The sequence below is a fragment of the Serratia sp. YWN4 genome (assembly GCF_055790845.1).
Window position 1 is genome coordinate 3,606,385 of sequence record NZ_CM147696.1, and the last position, 20,011, is coordinate 3,626,395.

The window sequence follows — 20,011 nt, forward strand, 5'->3', positions numbered from 1 at the left end:
TGCCGCGTGCCGCCCTTTTGGCCGGTTAAAAATGCAACGCCAGCCACTGCTGGATTTCTGCACCGTGATTATCGTACAGCAGCTTGCAGCTCATGATCAGCGAAACTACCACGATCATCGGCCGGATCAGCTTCTGGCCCTTGGTCAGCACCATATGTGCCCCCATACGCGCGCCAAGCACCTGGCCGACTAGCATCACCAAACCGATACTCCACACCACTTTACCGCCGATAATAAACAGCACCAGGCTGCCCAGATTGGAGGTAAAGTTCAGCACTTTGGCATGAGCGGTTGCCTTGGCGAGGTTAAAGCCGCACAGCGTGACGTAAGCCAGCGCATAAAATGAGCCCGCCCCTGGGCCAAAGAAGCCATCGTAAAATCCTACGCAACCCCCAGCGACCAGCCCGAATGGCAGCGCCCCCAAGCGGCGTTGACGATCGCTTTCCCCTATCCGTGGGGTTAACAGGAAATAGAGACCGATCCCGATCACCAAAATGGGCAACATCTGGCGCAGCAAGTCGGCGCGCATATGCTGCACCAGAATCGCACCGATGACCGAGCCGATCAGCGTCAGGAAAATTGTCAGCTTCTGATCGTTAAGGTCAACCGCCCGACGGCGGATAAAATACAGGCTGGCGGAAAAGGATCCGCCAACCGATTGCAGTTTATTGGTGGCCAGCGCCTGCGCTGGCGGCAGGCCCACAGCCAGCAAGGCCGGTACGGTCAGGAGCCCACCGCCACCGGCAATGGAATCAATAAACCCGGCAAACATTGCCACAAAAAACAAGATCCCGAGTAATTCGGGACCGAATACCAGCCCTTCCATAGATTGCCTGCTTGAAAAAGTGAAACAATACCCTACTCAACCGGCCGATTATATCGAGACAATCGGTCAACTGCTTCAGGCTCCTTTGAGCATATCAAACACCACGCGGGCGAACCCTTTGGCAAGTTCCGGGTTAAAAAAATTCAGTGTGCTACGACGACAGGCGATACTGGCTCATCACCACGGTATTTCCCATACGCTTTATATCGCCCCATCACCCGCCCCCTCAGCCATATTTAATAGATAAAATTCATGTAACTTTGCTTGCAACAATTGCTTATCTGGCAAGGTGCTCTGGTATTGTGCAATCAATGCAGGTGACAAAGTACGGCTAAGAGCATATTCCACCACTTCATCGTCTTTATTGGCACACAGCAACACGCCAATGGCAGGGTTTTCGTGCGGCTTTTTGTGATCGCGATCCAAGGCTTCTGGCTGCGTTTCACTCAGCACCGTTGAGCGTTTTACGGGATTGAGCACCATACGCTCGAATAAGGTGGTGTTGAACTGACGCTCTAGTTCGCGTTTAGTCCATCGCTCTTTGAGTGCCATTTGTAAATAAAACTCACGCTCTTCGGGGTGCTTGCTGCGCCCTAAGATGATCAGATTATGTGTCCATGGCAATTGTCGCACCAGTGGCGCGACAATTGTATTATTTTGATATATATCGTAAAACTGTCGCATGCGGAACAGATTGGAGCGAGTGAAGCCTTTTAGATTGGGTTGCGTCAACGCCAGATGCTGCGCTAGTTGGCTAATGACACCATCCCCCCATTCTGCCGCTTTAACCTTGTGACTAATATAAGCGCCCACTTGCCAATACAATTCTATCAAGGTGGTATTGGCCGCCTGATAGGCATGCTTGCGAGCAGCATCTATTAATTGTACTACTTCGGAAAAGTCGGCAGTGGTGCTTACCACTGCCTCTTTTTTACTCATGAACGCACCTCTTGCAGCAACTTCATCATCTCGCAGATCAACGGCTGGCGAAATGGTTATCCAGCAACACCTGGCAGGAAGGTGGCAGCGGCGGTGGCTCAATCTTCACCGGGTTGGCATTCGGTTGCTGAGGCTTGAACCAGCTCATCAACTCTTCGCCACAGCCATCACCGGCCGGTGGTGGAGCCTGATCTTCACATTCCAGACTGCCCGCCGGGCAGCGTAACCGAACATGCATGTGCGCACGATGGGCAAACCACGGACGCACCTTGTGTAACCAGTTGCGATCCGCACCCGCATCCTGGCACAGGCGCAGTTTAATCGCCGGGTTAACGAAGATGCGCGTCACTTCGCTATCCTGCGCCGCCATCTTGATCAACGATTCAATCTGCGGCTGCCACTGGCTATCGACGACGCGTTTGCCGTCGGCAGACACCAGATCGATCGGCTGCGGCTTGAGCAGTTGCTGCGCACTCCAGCGCTGGCGCGGCAGTTGCAGCCAGATATCCACATCCAGCCCCGACTGGTGGCTGGCATGGCCGCTGCTGAAGCGCCCACCGGCTGGCATCCCCATATCACCAATCAGCACCGTACCCAGCGCTTTCTGATGAGCCTGGTCACTCAGGCGTTGAATAAACGCCAGCAGATCCGGGTGACCAAAATAGCGCCGCTGATCGGTGCGCATCACCTGATAGCTCGGGGAATTCAACGGCAGCGGCTGTGCCCCTACAATACAGCCATTGGAGAAACCGCCAATCGCCTGCGGGCTGCCCGCCACCGGGTGATCAATTTTCTGCCACGGCGTGAGCGCCATGGCCGCCCCAGAAGCCATTAGGGCAACGATGCCTAACATCCATTTATTCATCAAAATTACCAGCGAGGAACGTTAGAAATCACATCACCGTTTTGCGCCCGCTGGCGCAGCAGGTGATCCATCAGCACAATCGCCATCATCGCTTCGGCGATCGGCACCGCACGGATACCGACGCACGGATCGTGGCGGCCACGGGTCACCATTTCTACCGCTTCACCCTGGCGGTTAATGGTGCGGCCCGGCACCATAATGCTGGAGGTCGGTTTCAGCGCCAGATGCGCCACCACTGGCTGGCCGCTGCTGATCCCGCCGAGAATGCCGCCCGCATGGTTGCTCTGGAAACCTTCTGGGGTGATTTCATCGCGGTTTTCGCTACCGCGCTTGGTCACCACGGCAAAACCGTCACCGATTTCCACGCCTTTTACCGCGTTGATGCTCATCAGCGCATGCGCCAGATCGGCATCCAGGCGATCAAACACCGGTTCACCGAGGCCCACCGGCACATTTTCCGCTACCACCGTGACTTTGGCCCCGATCGAGTCGCCCTCTTTTTTCAGCGCGCGCATCAGTTCGTCCAACGCTTCCAGTTTGCCAGGGTCTGGGCAGAAGAACGGGTTCTGTTCTACCTGATCCCAATCTTTCAGCTCACAGCTCACGTCACCAATCTGCGCCAGATAGCCACGCACTTGGACGCCAAATTTTTGTGCCAGATACTTTTTGGCAATCGCTCCGGCAGCCACGCGCATCGCGGTTTCGCGCGCCGAGGAACGGCCACCGCCGCGGTAGTCGCGCACGCCATATTTCTGCTCGTAGGTGTAATCGGCATGCCCTGGGCGGAACACATCTTTGATCGCACCGTAATCCTGCGAGCGCTGATCGGTGTTTTCAATTATCAGGCCAATGCTGGTGCCGGTGGTGACGCCCTCAAATACGCCAGAGAGGATCCTCACCTGATCCGGTTCGCGGCGTTGCGTGGTATAGCGTGAAGTGCCTGGACGACGACGATCCAGATCGTGCTGCAAATCGGCCTCGGTCAACGGAATGCCCGGTGGTACGCCGTCAACGATACATCCCAGCGCCACACCGTGAGATTCACCAAATGTAGTGACGCGGAAAAACTGCCCAATACTGTTCCCTGCCATCACGGCTCCTTACTATTATTTGTTGGATTAATCAGCTGCGATAGAGACTGAAGTGATCTTTGCAGTCAATCAGTTGCTGTTTGGTGAGCATAAACACGCCGTCACCGCCGTTGTCAAACTCCAGCCAGGTGAACGGGATATCTGGATATTGCTCCATCAGATGCACCATGCTGTTACCCACTTCGCAAATCAGCACGCCATCGTCGCTCAGGAAGTCTGGCGCACAGGCCAGGATGCGGCGCACCAGCTTCAGGCCGTCGCTGCCCGCCGCCAAGCCTAGCTCCGGCTCAAAGCGGAACTCCTGCGGCAGATCGGACATGTCTTCGGCATCAACATACGGCGGATTGGTGACGATCAGATCGTACTTGATCGCCGGAACGTCGCGGAACAGATCGGAACGGATCGGGATCACCTGATGCTCAACGCCGTGCGCCTGAATGTTGCGCTCGGTCACGGCCAGCACGTCCGCAGAGATATCCACCGCGTCCACTTCCGCTTCTGGGAAAGCATAACCACAGGCGATGGCAATACAGCCGCTGCCGGTACACATGTCCAGAATATAGCGCGGCGGATGCGGGATCAGCGCGTTGAAGCGATTGTCGATCAACTCGCCAATCGGCGAACGCGGCACCAGCACGCGCTCGTCAACATAGAACTCCATACCGCAGAACCAGGCTTTGTTGGTGAGATAAGCCACCGGAATACGCTCGTTAACCCGGCGGATCACCCGCTCAACGATGCGCTGACGCTCGCTGGACGTCAGACGTGCGGTACGCATATCTTCAGGGATATCCAGCGGCAGGAACAGGCTGGGCAGAACCAATTGCACCGCTTCGTCCCACGGATTATCGGTTCCGTGACCATAGTAGATATTGGCGGCATTGAACCGGCTTACGGCCCAGCGCAGCATATCCTGAATGGTGTGCAGTTCATTCACTGCTTCTTCGACGAAAATTTTGTCCAATTTGCCCTCCAGCAGGCGCGGTAATTCGTGATTTAGCGCCACAGTTTGCCATGAAGCCTGCGACAAATCAGCAGCAATAGTGGTGTTAAGCCCTTCTCGTTGGCATTCGGCCCCAGTTTTGCGTCGACAGAACCCTTCGACAGGGTAAACTAGGTGCGCTCCTACAAATAGACTACGTATTTCTACCGCACCAAAGGCCGTGTAGGACAATAACCAGAAATGATATCCGGTGAGAGAATAATGAAGAATAAACACCCATTGAGCAGAGATGAATTACAGCTCTTCAGGGAGTCGGTAGCCGGAGCAAGAAGGCTGCGGCAGGACACCATCGTCCACCCCAAGCCGAAAATGAAAACCCGGCAAATCGCCCCGCAGCGCTTGTTGCAAGAGCAGGTCGACGACAGCTTTTATTTTTCTGACGAATTTCAGCCACAGTTGGATGATGACGGCCCAACGCGTTATGTACGCCCTGGCTATGATCACTACGAATTGAAAAAGCTGCGCCGTGGGGATTACGTGCCGGATCTGTTTCTCGATCTGCACGGCCTGACGCAGTTGCAGGCCAAGCAGGAGTTAGGTGCCATGATCGCCGCCTGCAAACGTGAGCACGTTCATTGTGCCTGCGTGATGCACGGCCACGGCAAGCATGTCCTCAAGCAGCAGACCCCGTTATGGCTGGCACAGCACCCGGACGTGCTAGCGTTTCATCAAGCCCCCAAAGAATGGGGGGGCAATGCGGCGGTGCTGCTGTTGATCGAACTGGAAGAGTAATCACACAGAAATGACAAAGGGCGATGATGTACATCGCCCTTCTATTATGCCAACGCGTTTAGCAGACCTTCGACATCGCCTGCGACGGGCCAACCTGCCATTCAAAGGTGCCGCTGCTGCCATCCGCAGCCAGCTCGACATTGGCAATGGCCGAGGTGGCAAACATGGGCGGACATTCGCCTGGGCACAGCTCGGCCACTAAATAACCGACCAACGGCAGGTGAGAAACCACCAGCACCGCGCCGACCCCTTCTTTCGCCAGTACCTGCAAATAGCAGCTTACCAACCCGGCATCACCGCCCGGCGTCAGCTCAGGCAAGATTTCTGCGCCTTCCGGCAGCGTTAACGCTTCGCGTACCACTTCCAGCGTCTGTTCAGCGCGCAGATAAGGGCTGACCAGCACGCGTTCAATATCCACCGACTTGGTGTTCAACCAGGCCGCCATCTGACGCGACTCATCACGGCCGCACGCAGTAAGAGGCCTTACTGAATCACTGGCTGCATCAAGTGCCGCCTCTCCGTGACGCATAATCAAAACTTGCATATTGCACCGCTGTTGTTGACAAAATAACACCATACAGAAACGCCGAGCGTGCTGTATCGCCGAGTTGCACTCAAGAGCACAAGCCCAAAGCAAAGAGCTTTAAAACGATAATGCGCCGTCTCTCTATGGCGGCCGGGCATTTTGCCTGAAAGTTCACGTAAAGAAAACGCTGTTTATTGCACCAACAGTGCTCTAACGTAAATTCATTACCCACATAGCCATTAATTCAACAGGTTGAATTTTAACCTGACTATGATGGGTTCCCCGATGGTGCTGAGTGATCCGCCATCGGTACGCTACGTTACCTCTCCCCTATCTCCCTGTACAGCATCCGGGATTGCAGGTGTTGCAAGGAGTGATAACGATCACAGTGCGGCCCTGATCAAACTGTAGCGCAAGCCGGGCCGCAATGCTTACCTGATCCCTACGGATAAAAGCGTTCGCCCTGCTCAGCCATACGCTGCAAGCGTTCGCATGGTGCAAAGTGTTCACCATACTGTTGTTGAAGAGATCGCAGAGTTTTTACCACCTTCTCCGCACCAAGCTGATCCATGTAACGGAAAGGGCCACCGAGGAACGGTGGGAAACCGATACCAAATACCGCACCGATATCGCCATCACGCGCACTGCGGATCACCCCCTCCTCCAGGCAACGTGCCGCCTCGTTCAGCATCAGCATCACACAGCGCTGGGCGATCACCGCATGTTGAATATGGGCTTTGGCGGTGATCCCCAATAGCGTATAAATGCTGCCATCTTCACGTTTGCGTGCCTGGCGTTTGCTTCCCTCAGCCGGATACAGATAAAAACCGCGGCCATTCTTACGCCCTTTACGGCCATCTTTCAGCACCGCCTCAAACGCTGCCGGTGCGGCAAAACGCGGCCCCAGTTCGGCGGTCAGGATCGGGGTAATCTTGGTGCCGACGTCGATCCCCACTTCGTCCAACAGCATGATCGGCCCGACCGGGAAGCCGAAGTCCACCAGCGCTTTATCCAGTGATTCGATCGGCTCACCTTGCAGCAGGCAGCGCGCCGCTTCATTAATATAAGGAGCCAGAATACGGTTGACGTAAAAACCGGCGCGATCGGCCACCACAATCGCCGTTTTACCCTGTTTTTGCGCCAACGCCACGGTAGTGGCAATAGTTTCTTCACTGGTGGTGGCATGCGGGATCACTTCCACCAGCGGCATTTTATCTACCGGGCTGAAGTAGTGCAGGCCGATAACCTGTTGCGGTCTGGCCGCCTTGGCAGCAATCTGGCTGATGGGCAGCGATGAGGTATTAGAGGCGAAAACGGTATGCGGAGCCGCATGCTGCTCAATGTCTGCCACCATCTGCTGCTTGAGGGTGATATCTTCAAACACCGCCTCAACCACGATATCGACGCGTTCAAAACCGCGGTAATCGGTTGAACCGGAGATCAGCATCATCTGCTTTTGCCGCTCTGCCGGGCGCATACGCTTGCTGCGTACCCGTTTCCCCAGCAGATCCCAGGTGTATTTCAACGCATGGTTGATTCCCTGCTCGTTTACATCTTTGATGCGCACCGGCAAACCGCCGCGCGTGGCCGTCACGCAGGCAATGCCGCCGCCCATCAGGCCACCGCCGAGCACGCCAACGCGCTGTAGCTGATGCGGCTGTGCATCACCCCCGCGCTCTTTCTTCAAGGCTGTCGAAGCAAAGAACAGGCTGCGTAACGCGGCTGATTGTGGCGTCATCGCCAATTCACCGAACGCGCGGGCTTCCGCTTCATAACCGCTGGCGCTGCCCTGATCCAAACCGGTACGGACCACCTGAATAATGCGTTCTGCCGCCGGATAATTACCGTGGGTTTTCTCCAGCGTTTTTTTACGCACGATGCTAAACAGCAGGTTCTTGCCCAGCGGGCCGTTAAGCAGGCGCTCCTGCCACGGCAGTTCACGGCGGGATTTCCAGCCTTGTTTCACGCGTTCAATGGCGGCCTGCAACAAAATCGACTGAGGCACCGCATCATCCACCAGCCCCAGGCGCAACGCCTGTCGTGCGCGAATCTGCTTACCGGTCAGGATCATATCTAACGCATGACGCGCACCGATCAGGCGTGGCAAACGCTGTGTGCCACCCGAGCCCGGTAACAGGCCCAGTTGCACTTCCGGCAGGCCGAGCGCCGTTTTGTCATCCAGCGAACACACGCGGCCATGGCAGGCCAATGCCAACTCCAGCCCGCCGCCCAAACAAGCCCCGTGAATGGCGGCGATAACCGGCACCGGGAACGCGGCAATCTGTGCCAAGGTGCTCTGCCCTTTTTTGGCCAGCGCTTCGGCCTCTTTGGCACTCTTGCAGGCGGCAATCATGGTGATATCGGCACCGGCAATAAAGGAGTCCGGTTTGCCAGACAGGATCACCAGCCCTTCCAGCGCCGGAAACTGCTGAGCTTTGAGCAGCACTTCATTGACCTGCTGAACAAACTCTGCCTTCAGCGTATTCACCTTTTCCCCCGGCACATCAATGGTGATCACGCCGATATTGTCTGGGCGCAAGATCAGATGAAATGCCGACGCTTTGGCGCGCTGTTCATGCAGTGCATTCTCGAAGCTCATCACTCCACCTCCACAATCATCGCCGCACCCAATCCACCCGCCGCGCAGGCCGTTGCCAGCCCCAGGCCGCCGCCACGCCGTTTGAGCTCATGCAGCATCTGGGTAATCATGCGTGCTCCGGTAGCCGCAAACGGATGGCCGTAGGCAATCGAACCCCCCAGCACGTTGAATTTGTCCATATCCACTTCGCCAATCGCCTGGTCACGCCCCAGTTTCTGCCGGGCAAACTCAGCACTGGCAAACATTTTCAGGTTAGCCAAGGTTTGTGCGGCAAAGGCTTCGTGCATATCAATCAATGTGAGATCCGCCAGGGTAATACCGGCCCGATCCAACGCCAGCGGTGTGGCATAAGAGGGGCCGAGCAGCATATCTTCCCAAACGTCGATGGCGGCAAAGGCAAAGCTGCGCAAGTAGCCCAGCGGCTCCAGCCCGAGTTCTTTGGCGCGGGATTCGCTCATCAGCAACACGGCTGCGGCTCCGTCAGTCAGCGGGGTACTGTTGGCTGCGGTTACGCTGCCATGTTTACGATCAAACGCCGGTTTCAACCGGGCATAGGATTCCAGGCTGGAATCTTTGCGGACGTTGTTGTCTTCAGCAAGCGGCGTTTTATAGGGGGGAACGTAGGCCGTCATCACTTCATCATGCAACAACCCCTGCTCCCAGGCTTTGGCAGCCAGTTGGTGCGAGCGATGCGCCAGCGCATCCTGCTGTTCGCGGGTAATGCCGTGGGTTTTTGCCATTTGCTCGGCGGTATCGCCCATGCGCAAGCCGGTAGAATACTCGGCGACTGCCGGTGGCACCGGCATCAAATCGCGAAATTTGAGCTTGCTGAACAGCTTCAGGCGTTGCGACAGGGTACGTGCCTTGTTGACGTCCACCAGCGTGCGTGCCAGCGCCTTGCTGACACCGATCGGCAGCACCGAAGAGGAATCAGCCCCACCGGCAATGCCGACGCTGATGCTGCCAGCCATGATGCTTTCCGCCACGTTGGCGATCGCCTGGAAGCTGGTGGCACAGGCGCGCGAAACGCTATAGGCATCGGTATGCACGCTCATGCCAGTGCCGAGCACGATCTCCCGCGCAATGTTGGGCGCTTCTGGCATTTGCACCACTTGGCCAAACACCAGTTGTTCGATCAATGCCGGATCAATCCCCGTGCGGGCCAGTAGCTCACTCACCGCCGTTTTGCCGAGATCGACCGCCGGAATACCGTGATAAGCGGTCGCCTGTTTGGCGAAAGGGGTACGTAATCCATTAACGATGGCGATACGATCGCCATTGCGGGTAACCAACGGCAGTGCCTTACTCATAAACGCTCCTGAAGATAGGCCGTCAACACAACGGGCAAAAAGAGGTCTGACCTGATGGAGTCATTGTTAACCGAATGTTTATATTTGGCAAACTAACAGAAGTAAAAACTGGGAGCGGGAGCAACTTTCCGGCAGAAGGCTTAATGATCCCCTCATTTTTAGAGACTCAAATAATTCCAAGTGTGCGGGTATATAACCGATGCTGCAATGATCCCCTCATTTTTAGAGACTCAAATAATTCCAAGTGTGCGGGTATATAACCGATGCTGCCTCAGGTAATAAGTAAACTTCTCCATCAACAACGTCGCGTAGGCTTCTTTCATTTTAGGCAGCAACTGATAGTAGATGACACCCTGTCGGAAAAATGAATACGTTCGGCTTTTGCTGGTATTGACCTTGATCGTTCGTTCCAGACCCACGCTGTCACCCGCCTTGCCCAGCAGCGTCAACAGGACTATCGCCAGCGCACTGAACAGAAATAATCGGTCGCGTCGTGCCGGATTTTTGACACGAACCTGACCCATTCCCATGCCAAATCTGTAGTCCTTGATGTCCCGAAAACTGCTCTCGATACCCCAGCGCTGACCATACAGACTCAAGGCCTTGGCAGCGCTCAAATCGACGCGATTACTCGCCAGAAACCACGGCTCTTTCATACCGCTCTTGTGACAGCAATAGACCCGCTCGACCCGCTGTCGTTGCCCGGTAAGCTCCACCTCTTTGAGCGTGCGAGTTCGCCCGGTCGGGGTAAGCCATTCAGTCGCCGGCACCTGAGCCATACCTGGGTAGCCAACGAGAATATTGCTTTTAAAACGAATGATATAGGCAAAACCCAACTCTTGTTCAAGACGTTCAAACAACGCCATATAACCGAAGCCACGGTCCGCCACGACGGTGACAAAAACCCCTTGCGGCAAGGTCTTCCTGAGCTTGGTTAACAGCGCCTTTTCATGAGCGTTGCGTTGCCCTTTGAGCAAGGATTTCTGGTGGGTTTTCCACAGGAGCGGCGTGTTGCGTCCATGGTTGGTTTGCAAGCTGATAACCAGGGTGCTGTGGTCATCAGTATCAAACTCAGTCCAATCCATGGAGACGACGATGTCAGTACGTTCAGCCACCACATAGGGAACCCAGTCATCAAACAGGCTCCAGACGTTTAGTTTAGTGTTGGTGAGCAGTCTATCAACCTGCTTGACGGCGTGCTTTCGCTCAAGGCCGCTTGCCAAAGAGAGCCCATTGCCAATTGCATGGATGGCCAATGAGCCCGACTCAATCACCCCGTGGGTTGCATTGGCGAGCGACAATACACGCTTGGCATGCATGTCCTGCCCGAATATGTCATCAATGTGGTTAAGGATTATTTCGTGGTTAAGCATGGAGATTGTCTGCTCGTTATTAGCGGGTCAATAACGGAGATCATACCTCAGAAGCCGTACCATGCCTCACTCATATGAGGGGATAGCTAAGGGCAGAAGGGAATAAAACAACCTGCGCAAGAAATGTTGCGCAGGTTTGCAAGGCAATTAACGCAGGCCGAGTTGGAAGATCAGAGTTTCTGCCTGGCAGGCAAAAGTAAAATCAATATCCAATTGCACGCCGCCGTTAACCGGTTTAATGCTGCTGCTGATATCACAAGGATCCGATTCAACGCCGCGCGCCTTTTCGGTCAAGGCTGCTAGAGTTTGCTCTGCATCCTGCTGACTGGCAAATACCTGGCTGTAGGAAGCGGTGCAATCGGTATTATCCATAATGGTGCCGACATCCATACAGCAACAGGCTGCGGTTTCCTGCGTACTGCATTTATTAATTGCATCTGACATGTTTAAAATCTCCTCACGGGCTGCATCAAACTCGCCCCAAAAGCCATTGATGATCTGGCGCAAGTAAATAAAATACTGTGGTTATTTTACGCCTCGGGCAGTCCAATCACTAGCCTTACTTTTTGTAAGTGCTTCAAGGGCTGAAAAACACAGAATAGAAATCGCTGTCTGCTAAGAAATAGTAAAAGTTTCATTACTCTTTCGCTTTTTTTGTAATGCAGATCTCTTTTTTGATATCATTTTCGAAATAAATGCCAAACAAACTTGCAACAACACAACAGGTCGGACCTATAATTCAGTCACTGGTCTGATTTGTCTAATTGCGAACAGACCTCTACAATTATTTTTCATTGTTACCCTGTGTAACATAGTTTAAATAAAAATATAAAATGAGGTTTTGGTCATGAGCCAGAAAAACCTGTTCACTAAATCAGCTCTTGCAGTTGCAGTGGCGATTATCTCTTCAAACGTATATGCCGCAGGATTCCAACTGAATGAGTTCTCATCAGTCGGTTTAGGGCGTGCTTATTCTGGCGAAGGCGCAATGGCGGATTCAGCAGCCTCTGCAAGCCGTAACCCAGCAACTATGATGATGTTTGACCGCCCAACTCTCTCTGCTGGCGCAGTCTTCATTAACCCAAACGTTGATATCAGCGGCAGATCACCTAGCGGTGCCAGCCTGGATGCGAAAAATATCGCGCCAACCGCCTGGGTGCCGAACCTGCACTATATTCAACCACTGAACGAACAATGGGCCGTAAGTGGTTCTGTGATCAGTAACTACGGTTTGGCGACAGAATTCAGTGACAGCTACACCGCAGGCCCTTACGGGGGTAAAACCGATCTCACCACCATCAACCTGAACCTCAGTACGGCTTACCGTCTGAATCAGAACTTCAGCTTCGGGTTAGGTTTTAACGCGGTTAACGCCGATGCAAAACTTGAGCGCCGTGCTGGTGAGAGTTTGCTCAGTAAGGGAATTCCTGCGACTACGCAGATTTCCAAGCTGGAAGGCAACCGTTGGGGTTATGGCTGGAATGCCGGTCTCCTGTATGAAATCGATGAGAATAACCGCTATGGCTTCACCTATCGTTCAAAAGTGAAGATTAGCTTCGATGGCGATTACTCGAGTGACCTGCCTTCAGCCTTCAACCCAGCTCAATCGGTCACTGGTTTGCCATGGGGTACCAATGGCAGCACCATTCCTGGTTCGCTGGATCTGAATCTGCCAGAAATGTGGGAGGTTTCAGGTTATAACAAAGTGGCACCGCAGTGGGCTATCCACTACAGCATGGCTTACAACACCTGGAGCCAGTTCCAAGAATTGAAAGCTACCGGTAGCAATGGGCAAACATTGTTCTATAAGCATGAAGGCTTCCGCGATGCCTACCGCATGGCGCTGGGTACCACTTATTTCTATGACGATAACTGGACCTTCCGTACCGGTGTCGCCTTCGACCAAAGCCCGGTTCCTGCTGCCAACCGTTCTATCTCAATTCCGGATCAGAACCGTACCTGGTTCAGCTTGGGTACCACCTACGCCTTCAACAAAGATGCCTCTGTTGATGTTGGTCTCGCCTATATGCACGGCCAGAAAGTGACCATTCACGAAGGCCCATATACCTTCGATTCTGAAGGTACCGCCTGGTTGTCTGGCGCCAACTTCAACTACAGTTTCTAATCGATTCAGCCATACCCAAAAGCGCCTGCAACGGCGCTTTTTATATGTCATTTTTATAAAAAAACCCGCAATTAAGCGGGTTTCAGTAATAAAAAAGGGCTTATTTCGATGAGTCGATCTCGTCCAAATCACCCTGAATTGCCTTGGCATTCGGGTTTTCTTGTGGCTTGAGTGCGCCACCGCTGGCCTTGAAATCATGACGCTGGAAGTAGGCTTCGCGCGTCAGCACGTAAGGATCGGAAGAGTTTCGCAGCAGGCCATCGGAATCCAGCAACCGCGCACGGGTTTCCACCCCTTCCACCGCCCATTTACCTGCCGACATCCAGAAGGTCAGATAGCTTAACACCGGATAAACGCTATCTGCCCAGTCACCACCATCTTCACGAATGGTAAAACTACCATAAACCGGCAGGTGAACGTATGGGCCGTAGCCCACGCCGTAGTTACCCAGCGTACCACCAAAACGACGAGCATCTACACGCGCCAGTTTCGGGTTCGCCATGCCAGCCACATCGATCAACCCGCCCATCCCCAGAAGGGTATTCAGGAAGAAGCGGTTAAAGTGGATCATGCCCTGATACGGGTTCCCACGCAGGAATTCGTTCACCATGCTGGCGGGTTCTTCCAGGTTGGAAGTAAAGTTGCTTAAGCCATTACGTGCAGGCATCGGCACATAATCACGCCATACCACCGCTACTGGGCGAACTACATAAGGATCCATCACGTTGTAGTTAAAGTTAAACATCGCCCGGTTGAACCCTTCAAGGGGATCAGAACGCCCTTGCGGATTGTTGCCAGGTGTACTGGCACAGCCCACCAAGAGTACCGTTGCGAAAGCCAGCCCAGTCAGGCGAAAGTTCATATGCTTCTCCATGAAACCCATTCAGTTTGTTATCAGGGAACCTGTTTGTCTATCTGAACGCTAACCTGCTCTTTGCCGCTGAATTTCTGCAACGCACTTTCACCAAACCAATCACCCGGCTGTGGGGTAACCAGGCCATCTTGTGAAAGACGAATACGTATCTTCACCTGATGCAGTGCCGAAAGCAGGCGTTCAGGCATCATAGCGTTGCTGTCATCGACAGAAAATGACAGCGGAAAACGGCTCAAAGGCAATTGTTTAACAGCGACCGGCACTGGGCTAGCACCATCAGTAACCGAAACGATCAGCGTTCCTTGTTGCGGTAATGCTTTTGCCGCTTCTGGCGACAGTGTGACATTAACTACAAGTTTAACAGTTTCTTCTCCTGCCTGTACTTTTGCTTGTTCAATGCTGCGCTTGATCACTTCGCTACGCGGATCGCCAGCCGGTAATAACTTCAGCATTACCTGCCAGGCACCGATTGCCTGTTGATAATCCCCCTGCTCAAACGCATTAAACGCCAGCAGGCTGAACACCCGAAGATTAGTATGATCTTCAGCCGCCATTTTGCGCAGCAAATCGTTAGCTTGCTGATTATCTTGCGGATCGTTGGAGCGCGTCAACACTTCGGCATAGCCGAGGCGCACATCCATGTTATTCGGCTCCAGGCGATAGGCATGGGCGAAAGCCTGCGTCGCGGTGGTGGCATTGTTGAGCGCCATCCCGACGCGGCCCAGCATCATCCAGTCGTTAATATTCCTGTCATCATCCTGCAACGCGGTGCGTAACCCCAGCCCAAGGCGGGCAATCTCTTCTTGGGTTAGCGGTTGAGCACGCTCATCAGCCACGCGTTTACGCAGTTCAGGCATCTGCGATTCTACCTGATGCCAAGCCTGAACCTGAGCCAACCCGCCGGTTTTCAGATAAAACCCAACGGCTACCACCACCACCAGCACACCGGGCACCAACGCCCAACGGTTGATGGGCCGCGCCCGCCCTTCCTGCTGCCCAGGGATATCATTCAACAGGTTCTGTTGCAGTTCCTTGACCATTTCAGGACGTTCTGCCACTACGCCCTGCTGTTCATCCTGCTCCAACTCGCTGAGGCGATCCTGATACAATGCCTTGTTCAACGCATCACGGCTGGTCGCCGTATTCTCTTTACTCTGGCGCAGCGCGGGAACCACCAGCAAAGCGGCAGCCCCAATCAACAGCACAATAACCATCAGCCAAAAAGCCATTAGGGTTTCTTCCTCTCAGTCTCTTTCAGCAACGCGGCCAAGCGCTGCTGCTCCTGTTCGGAGAAATCTTCATGACCCGTACTCGCCCGGCAATGGCGGGTACGCAATAACACCACCGCCCCACCGATCAGCACAAACAGCAACGGCCCAACCCATAGGATCAGCGTGGCGGGAGTTACCGGCGGTTCATAGGTAACAAAATTGCCGTAGCGCGCCACCATATAATCAACCACCTGCTGCTTGTTTTGCCCCTGCATCATCAGTTCGTACACTTTGGTGCGCATATCCGCCGCGATGATAGCGTTGGAATCGGCAATGCTGTTGTTCTGGCATTTAGGGCAGCGTAGTTGTTCGGTCAGTTCGCGGTATTGCTGCTCCTGCTCAACCGAATTGAATTGATAGGTGTCGATCGCCGCCGCCGCGCTCCAACTCAGCAATGCAGCCAACATCAGCGTCATCAGCCTCATGCATCACCCCCGTATTTGCGGTACAGCGGCAAAACTTCCTGCTGCCAGACACGTTCATTCATGTCCCCGGCGTGGCGATAACGGATAATGCCGTCACCGTCGATCAGGAAAGTTTCCGGCGCACCATAAACACCAAGATCCAGCCCCAGCATGCCATCGCCGTCGAACAAACTGAGGGCATAAGGATTACCCAACTGATTAAGCCAGGTGATCGCTTTAGCCCGATCGTCTTTGTAGTTCAGCCCAACGACGCGAACTCCTTGAGCGGCCAGCGTATTGAGGTATTGATGCTCAGCACGGCAGGTGGGGCACCAGGTCGCCCAAACGTTGAGCAGCATCGGTTTACCGTTACGCAGCACCGCCTGATCGAAGGTTTTGCCAGGCTGTTCCAGCGACTCCAGCTTAAAAGTCGGCACCGGTTTGCCGATCAATGCGGATTCCAGCATGGTTGGATCTTCCCCCCCGGCGTTACGCGTCAGTTGCACCAGCAATGCCGCCACCAACAGCAGGAACAAGATTAACGGAATAAACAACAGATTACGTCTCATGCCTGTTCCCCCAATTTGGCTTCACGTTTAAGTTTTTTGCTCATGCGGTAACGCGGATCGAGAATACACAGCACGCCACCCAGCGCCATAAACACGCCACCGAACCAGATCCAGCGGACAAAAGGTTTGTAGTACAGCCGCACCGCCCATGCACCCTCTTCCAACTCTTCACCCAGAGCGGCATACAGATCGCGCGTCAGGCCACCGTCGATGGCCGCCTCGGTCATCATGCTGCGCGCTATGTTGTAGTAGCGTTTTTCGGCATGCAATGTGGCCTCTGGCTTGCCGTTGCGCGTCACGTCAATAATCCCGACGCCGCCGGTATAGTTCGAACCACGAATGTCGTGAACGTCGCGGAAGGTGAAGCGATAATCATGAATTTCCACACTATCACCGGCCTTCATGCGCACATCGCGCTCCACGCTGTAATTCTGGCTGAAAGCGATGCCAATGACCGTTACCGCCACGCCCAAGTGGCCTAACACCATGCCCCAATGGCTGCGGGAAAGCTGTGTCAAGCCCTGCCAGAAACCATGGCGATGAGTGGCGCGCTCATGCAGCTCCATCAACGTCAGCACGATCACCCATACCGCCATCATCAGCCCGACTACCGTCATGCCAGCAATGCTATCTTGCAGCAGCCAAGGCAACAGCATCGACAGCAGCAAGGTCACCACCAACGCGACACTCAGGCGACGCCAGAGTTTGCTGGGTTCGTCACGACGCCAGCGTACCAGCGGCCCAATCCCCAACAGCAGCGCCAGCGGGGCCATCAGCCAGGTGAACATGGTATTGAAGAACGGCTCGCCGATGGAAATACTGCCCAGCCCCAGTTGCTTATGCACCAGCGGCAACAGCGTACCCAGCAACACCACCAGCATAGCGGCGATCAGCAGCAGGTTATTGCCCAGCAGGAAGGTTTCTCGCGAGAAGGTTTCGTGCTGCACCCGGCTGCGCACCTGCCCGCCCTTCACCGCATACAGCAGCAGCGAACCACCGATCACCAACACCAGATAGGCGAGAATAAACATGCCGCGAGCCGGATCGGAGGCAAACGAATGGACGGAAACCAGCACGCCGGAACGCACCAGGAAGGTGCCTAGCAGGCACAGCGAGAAAGCCGTAATCGCCAGCAATACCGTCCAGGCTTTGAAGGTGCCGCGTTTCTCGGTCACCGCCAACGAGTGGATCAGCGCGGTTCCCGCCAGCCACGGCATAAAGGACGCATTTTCCACCGGATCCCAGAACCACCAGCCGCCCCAGCCCAGCTCATAGTAAGCCCAGGCTGAACCCAACACGATGCCCATGGTCAGAAACACCCAGGCCGCCATGGTCCACGGACGGGACCAGCGCGCCCAGGCGGTATCGAGCCGCCCGGCCATCAGCGAAGCAATGGCAAAGGCAAAAGCCACCGAGAAACCAACGTAGCCCATATACAGCAGCGGCGGGTGGAAGATCAGCCCGATATCCTGCAACAGCGGGTTGAGATCGCTGCCGTCAATCGGGAAGCTCGGCAAAGTGCGGGTAAACGGGTTGGAAGTCATGATGATAAACAGCAGAAAACCGGCGGTAATCATCCCCATCACCGACAGCACCCGCGCCACCGCATCTTGCGGCATCGCGCGGCTAAACAGGGCTACCGCCAGCGACCAACAGCTCAGCAACAGTACCCACAGCAGTAACGACCCTTCATGGGCGCCCCAGGTGGCGGCGATACGGTAATACACCGGCAGTTGCGTATTGGAGTTGGCGGCCACGTAGGCCACGGTAAAATCATTGGTGACAAACGCATGCACCAGGCAGAAAAATGCCAGCGTAATGGCAGCAAACATGCCATAGGTCAGCGGACGGGCGGCCGCCATCAGGCGTTGATCCAGGCGCGCCGCGCCCCATTGCGGATAAATGCTCAGCAACAGCGAAATCGCCAGCGCCAGACACAGCAGAAAACTCCCGACTTCAGGCATCATGACTTGCTGCTCCCAGCCTGCGGAGTGACATAGGCCTCTGCCGGGCGTTGGTGATTGTCTTTCATCGCCTCCGCCACTTCCGGCGGCGTGTATTTCTCATCGTGCTTGGCCAGCACTTCGCGGGCGTTAACCACGTTCCCTTCACCCAGCACGCCCTGCGCCACCACGCCCTGCCCCTCACGGAACAGATCCGGCAGAATGCCGTCATAGGTGACGTCGATCGCCCCACGGGCGTCGTACACTTTAAAGCTCACCTGCAAGCTTTGCTGATCGCGCTTCACCGAGCCCGGCATCACCATGCCGCCAATACGCAAACGTTGCCCGATCTCAGGCTTTTCATGCTTCTCACCTTTGCCTTGCAGAATTTCGCCTGGGGTATAAAACAGATCGATATTGGAACGCAGCGCATACAGCACCAGCGTGGAAGTCAGCACCACGCCAATCAACACCACAATGGCCAGATAAAGGCGGCTCTTACGACGTGGATTCACAGTGATTTCCCCCGTTGATCCGCAGACTGCACGGCTGTTGGTTGTTTTGACTGCTGTGACTGGCGAATACGCCGTTCGCGTGCCTGACGACGGCCGACCTCATTCAGCAACTGTTTACGCTGCCAGAGGGTATGCACCAGCAGCCCCAGCAGCGAAAGCAACGTGGCAGCCACCGCCAGCCAGACGTAAAAAGCGTATCCCCCCATGGCAAAGAATGCCTGCCAGGAATCGAATGCAGCATTCATGATTGGCGCTCCTTATTGACCAGTTCGGCCACCCACGGGCGCTGACTTTCCTGATTCAGGATCAGGTTGCGCAAGCGCATTAACGTCAGCGTGATAAAGAACAGCAGATAACCGAGGATCGCCCAACGCAGCGGCGTGCGCATGCTGGGCGCGATGCTCTGCTGCATATTGGTCGAGCCCTGATGCAGGGTATTCCACCATTCAACAGAAAAATGGATGATCGGAATGTTGACGACGCCCACCAACACCAGGATCCCGGCCGCTCGCCCAGCCAGGCGGCGATCGTCAAAAGCGTTATACAGCGCAATAATGCCCATATAGAGGAATAACAGCACCAGTTCTGAGGTTAAGCGCGCATCCCACACCCACCAGGTGCCCCACATGGGTTTACCCCAGGCGGAACCGGTAGCCAGCGCAATAAAGGTGAATACCGCCCCAACCGGTGCCATAGCAGCCACTACGGTATCTGACATTTTCATCTGCCAGACCAGGCCGATAAAGGCGGCGATGGCCATCGAGGCGTAGATCCCCATCGACCATATCGCCGCTGGCACATGGATATACATGATGCGGAAGCTGTCACCCTGTTGATAATCTTTCGGCGCAAAGCCAAAGCCCCAGATCCAACCCACCAGCAGGCAGACAGCCCCGGCGATCCCCAGCCAGGGAGCCCAGCGGCCACAGACATGGTACAACCGTTCGGGCCGGGCAAATTGATGTAACCATTTCCACATTGTCGTTATCGCTCAAGGTCAAAGGTTCATTCGAAGGCCACTCTCTAGAGGAATGACGCAAATTTTT

General features: G+C 54.8%; 20 protein-coding genes. 2 read left to right on the forward strand and 18 right to left on the reverse strand.

What is annotated here, in order from left to right:
- Positions 1-25: 25 nt before the first annotated feature.
- From ACX9GT_RS16960 to prmB, 5 genes are all read right to left on the reverse strand, one after another.
- On the reverse strand, positions 26-826 hold the full coding sequence (locus ACX9GT_RS16960; protein WP_473187869.1) for a sulfite exporter TauE/SafE family protein: 801 nt from the start codon (positions 824-826) through the stop codon (positions 26-28).
- 201 nt (positions 827-1,027) lie between these two features.
- The gene (locus ACX9GT_RS16965; RefSeq protein WP_473187870.1) at positions 1,028-1,765 is read right to left on the reverse strand and encodes a PDDEXK nuclease domain-containing protein; all 738 of its coding nucleotides are present in this window, start codon (positions 1,763-1,765) and stop codon (positions 1,028-1,030) included.
- 37 nt (positions 1,766-1,802) lie between these two features.
- Positions 1,803-2,630 carry a penicillin-insensitive murein endopeptidase gene (mepA, locus tag ACX9GT_RS16970; protein ID WP_473187871.1) on the reverse strand — a complete coding sequence of 276 codons (828 nt, stop codon included), beginning with the start codon at positions 2,628-2,630 and terminating at the stop codon, positions 1,803-1,805.
- Between the two features lie 5 nt (positions 2,631-2,635).
- Positions 2,636-3,721 carry a chorismate synthase gene (gene aroC, locus ACX9GT_RS16975; RefSeq protein WP_473187872.1) on the reverse strand — a complete coding sequence of 362 codons (1,086 nt, stop codon included), beginning with the start codon at positions 3,719-3,721 and terminating at the stop codon, positions 2,636-2,638.
- A gap of 31 nt (positions 3,722-3,752) precedes the next feature.
- Entirely contained in the window at positions 3,753-4,685 is a 933-nt protein-coding gene (gene prmB / locus ACX9GT_RS16980) for a 50S ribosomal protein L3 N(5)-glutamine methyltransferase (protein ID WP_473191619.1), read from the reverse strand.
- Positions 4,686-4,925: 240 nt separating this feature from the next.
- On the opposite strand from prmB, the gene smrB reads away from it, so the two are divergent.
- Positions 4,926-5,456 carry an endonuclease SmrB gene (gene smrB, locus ACX9GT_RS16985; protein WP_473187873.1) on the forward strand — a complete coding sequence of 177 codons (531 nt, stop codon included), beginning with the start codon at positions 4,926-4,928 and terminating at the stop codon, positions 5,454-5,456.
- Between the two features lie 58 nt (positions 5,457-5,514).
- On the opposite strand, the gene sixA is transcribed toward smrB, so the two are convergent.
- The 5 genes from sixA to ACX9GT_RS17010 form a co-directional block, all read right to left on the reverse strand.
- Entirely contained in the window at positions 5,515-6,000 is a 486-nt protein-coding gene (gene sixA / locus ACX9GT_RS16990) for a phosphohistidine phosphatase SixA (RefSeq protein WP_473187874.1), read from the reverse strand.
- Positions 6,001-6,424: 424 nt separating this feature from the next.
- Positions 6,425-8,581, reverse strand: a complete 2,157-nt coding sequence (fadJ, locus tag ACX9GT_RS16995; RefSeq protein WP_473187875.1) for a fatty acid oxidation complex subunit alpha FadJ — start codon at positions 8,579-8,581, stop codon at positions 6,425-6,427.
- A complete protein-coding gene (fadI, locus tag ACX9GT_RS17000) occupies positions 8,581-9,891 on the reverse strand; it encodes an acetyl-CoA C-acyltransferase FadI (protein WP_473187876.1) in 1,311 nt (436 codons plus the stop codon). The genes fadJ and fadI overlap by 1 nt, the downstream gene beginning before the upstream one ends.
- A gap of 230 nt (positions 9,892-10,121) precedes the next feature.
- Positions 10,122-11,264 (reverse strand): IS4 family transposase, encoded by a 1,143-nt coding sequence (locus ACX9GT_RS17005; RefSeq protein WP_473187570.1) that lies wholly within the window; start codon positions 11,262-11,264, stop codon positions 10,122-10,124.
- A gap of 147 nt (positions 11,265-11,411) precedes the next feature.
- Positions 11,412-11,708 (reverse strand): YfcZ/YiiS family protein, encoded by a 297-nt coding sequence (locus ACX9GT_RS17010; protein WP_473187877.1) that lies wholly within the window; start codon positions 11,706-11,708, stop codon positions 11,412-11,414.
- A 403-nt stretch (positions 11,709-12,111) separates the two neighbouring features.
- Here ACX9GT_RS17010 and fadL point away from each other — a divergent pair, with 403 nt between their 5' ends.
- On the forward strand, positions 12,112-13,389 hold the full coding sequence (fadL, locus tag ACX9GT_RS17015; protein ID WP_473187878.1) for a long-chain fatty acid transporter FadL: 1,278 nt from the start codon (positions 12,112-12,114) through the stop codon (positions 13,387-13,389).
- Between the two features lie 100 nt (positions 13,390-13,489).
- Here fadL and mlaA read toward each other — a convergent pair whose 3' ends face one another.
- The 8 genes from mlaA to ACX9GT_RS17055 are packed head-to-tail and all read right to left on the reverse strand — an operon-like array spanning position 13,490 to position 19,944.
- Complete coding sequence (gene mlaA, locus ACX9GT_RS17020; RefSeq protein WP_473187879.1) at positions 13,490-14,251, reverse strand: phospholipid-binding lipoprotein MlaA; 762 nt, start codon at positions 14,249-14,251, stop codon at positions 13,490-13,492.
- Between the two features lie 32 nt (positions 14,252-14,283).
- Positions 14,284-15,492: a c-type cytochrome biogenesis protein CcmI gene (gene ccmI / locus ACX9GT_RS17025; RefSeq protein ID WP_473187880.1), complete on the reverse strand. Its 1,209-nt coding sequence runs from the start codon at positions 15,490-15,492 to the stop codon at positions 14,284-14,286.
- On the reverse strand, positions 15,492-15,959 hold the full coding sequence (locus ACX9GT_RS17030; protein WP_473187881.1) for a cytochrome c-type biogenesis protein: 468 nt from the start codon (positions 15,957-15,959) through the stop codon (positions 15,492-15,494). The genes ccmI and ACX9GT_RS17030 overlap by 1 nt, the downstream gene beginning before the upstream one ends.
- Complete coding sequence (locus tag ACX9GT_RS17035) at positions 15,956-16,507, reverse strand: DsbE family thiol:disulfide interchange protein (protein WP_473187882.1); 552 nt, start codon at positions 16,505-16,507, stop codon at positions 15,956-15,958. Before ACX9GT_RS17035 ends, ACX9GT_RS17030 begins: the two co-directional genes overlap by 4 nt.
- Complete coding sequence (locus ACX9GT_RS17040; RefSeq protein WP_473187883.1) at positions 16,504-18,474, reverse strand: heme lyase CcmF/NrfE family subunit; 1,971 nt, start codon at positions 18,472-18,474, stop codon at positions 16,504-16,506. Before ACX9GT_RS17040 ends, ACX9GT_RS17035 begins: the two co-directional genes overlap by 4 nt.
- Positions 18,471-18,965 carry a cytochrome c maturation protein CcmE gene (gene ccmE / locus ACX9GT_RS17045; RefSeq protein ID WP_473187884.1) on the reverse strand — a complete coding sequence of 165 codons (495 nt, stop codon included), beginning with the start codon at positions 18,963-18,965 and terminating at the stop codon, positions 18,471-18,473. The genes ACX9GT_RS17040 and ccmE overlap by 4 nt, the downstream gene beginning before the upstream one ends.
- On the reverse strand, positions 18,962-19,210 hold the full coding sequence (gene ccmD, locus ACX9GT_RS17050; protein WP_473187885.1) for a heme exporter protein CcmD: 249 nt from the start codon (positions 19,208-19,210) through the stop codon (positions 18,962-18,964). The genes ccmE and ccmD overlap by 4 nt, the downstream gene beginning before the upstream one ends.
- Positions 19,207-19,944, reverse strand: a complete 738-nt coding sequence (locus tag ACX9GT_RS17055) for a heme ABC transporter permease (protein ID WP_473187886.1) — start codon at positions 19,942-19,944, stop codon at positions 19,207-19,209. The genes ccmD and ACX9GT_RS17055 overlap by 4 nt, the downstream gene beginning before the upstream one ends.
- Positions 19,945-20,011: the final 67 nt, after the last annotated feature.

Coding starts and splice junctions, on each gene's coding strand:
- ACX9GT_RS16960 (WP_473187869.1), bottom strand. CDS start 826: ATGGAAGGGCTGGTATTCGGTCCCGAATTACTCGGGATCTTGTTTTTT.
- ACX9GT_RS16965 (WP_473187870.1), bottom strand. CDS start 1,765: ATGAGTAAAAAAGAGGCAGTGGTAAGCACCACTGCCGACTTTTCCGAA.
- mepA (WP_473187871.1), bottom strand. CDS start 2,630: ATGAATAAATGGATGTTAGGCATCGTTGCCCTAATGGCTTCTGGGGCG.
- aroC (WP_473187872.1), bottom strand. CDS start 3,721: ATGGCAGGGAACAGTATTGGGCAGTTTTTCCGCGTCACTACATTTGGT.
- smrB (WP_473187873.1), top strand. CDS start 4,926: ATGAAGAATAAACACCCATTGAGCAGAGATGAATTACAGCTCTTCAGG.
- sixA (WP_473187874.1), bottom strand. CDS start 6,000: ATGCAAGTTTTGATTATGCGTCACGGAGAGGCGGCACTTGATGCAGCC.
- fadJ (WP_473187875.1), bottom strand. CDS start 8,581: ATGAGCTTCGAGAATGCACTGCATGAACAGCGCGCCAAAGCGTCGGCA.
- fadI (WP_473187876.1), bottom strand. CDS start 9,891: ATGAGTAAGGCACTGCCGTTGGTTACCCGCAATGGCGATCGTATCGCC.
- ACX9GT_RS17005 (WP_473187570.1), bottom strand. CDS start 11,264: ATGCTTAACCACGAAATAATCCTTAACCACATTGATGACATATTCGGG.
- ACX9GT_RS17010 (WP_473187877.1), bottom strand. CDS start 11,708: ATGTCAGATGCAATTAATAAATGCAGTACGCAGGAAACCGCAGCCTGT.
- fadL (WP_473187878.1), top strand. CDS start 12,112: ATGAGCCAGAAAAACCTGTTCACTAAATCAGCTCTTGCAGTTGCAGTG.
- mlaA (WP_473187879.1), bottom strand. CDS start 14,251: ATGAACTTTCGCCTGACTGGGCTGGCTTTCGCAACGGTACTCTTGGTG.
- ccmI (WP_473187880.1), bottom strand. CDS start 15,492: ATGGCTTTTTGGCTGATGGTTATTGTGCTGTTGATTGGGGCTGCCGCT.
- ACX9GT_RS17030 (WP_473187881.1), bottom strand. CDS start 15,959: ATGAGGCTGATGACGCTGATGTTGGCTGCATTGCTGAGTTGGAGCGCG.
- ACX9GT_RS17035 (WP_473187882.1), bottom strand. CDS start 16,507: ATGAGACGTAATCTGTTGTTTATTCCGTTAATCTTGTTCCTGCTGTTG.
- ACX9GT_RS17040 (WP_473187883.1), bottom strand. CDS start 18,474: ATGATGCCTGAAGTCGGGAGTTTTCTGCTGTGTCTGGCGCTGGCGATT.
- ccmD (WP_473187885.1), bottom strand. CDS start 19,210: ATGAATGCTGCATTCGATTCCTGGCAGGCATTCTTTGCCATGGGGGGA.
- ACX9GT_RS17055 (WP_473187886.1), bottom strand. CDS start 19,944: ATGTGGAAATGGTTACATCAATTTGCCCGGCCCGAACGGTTGTACCAT.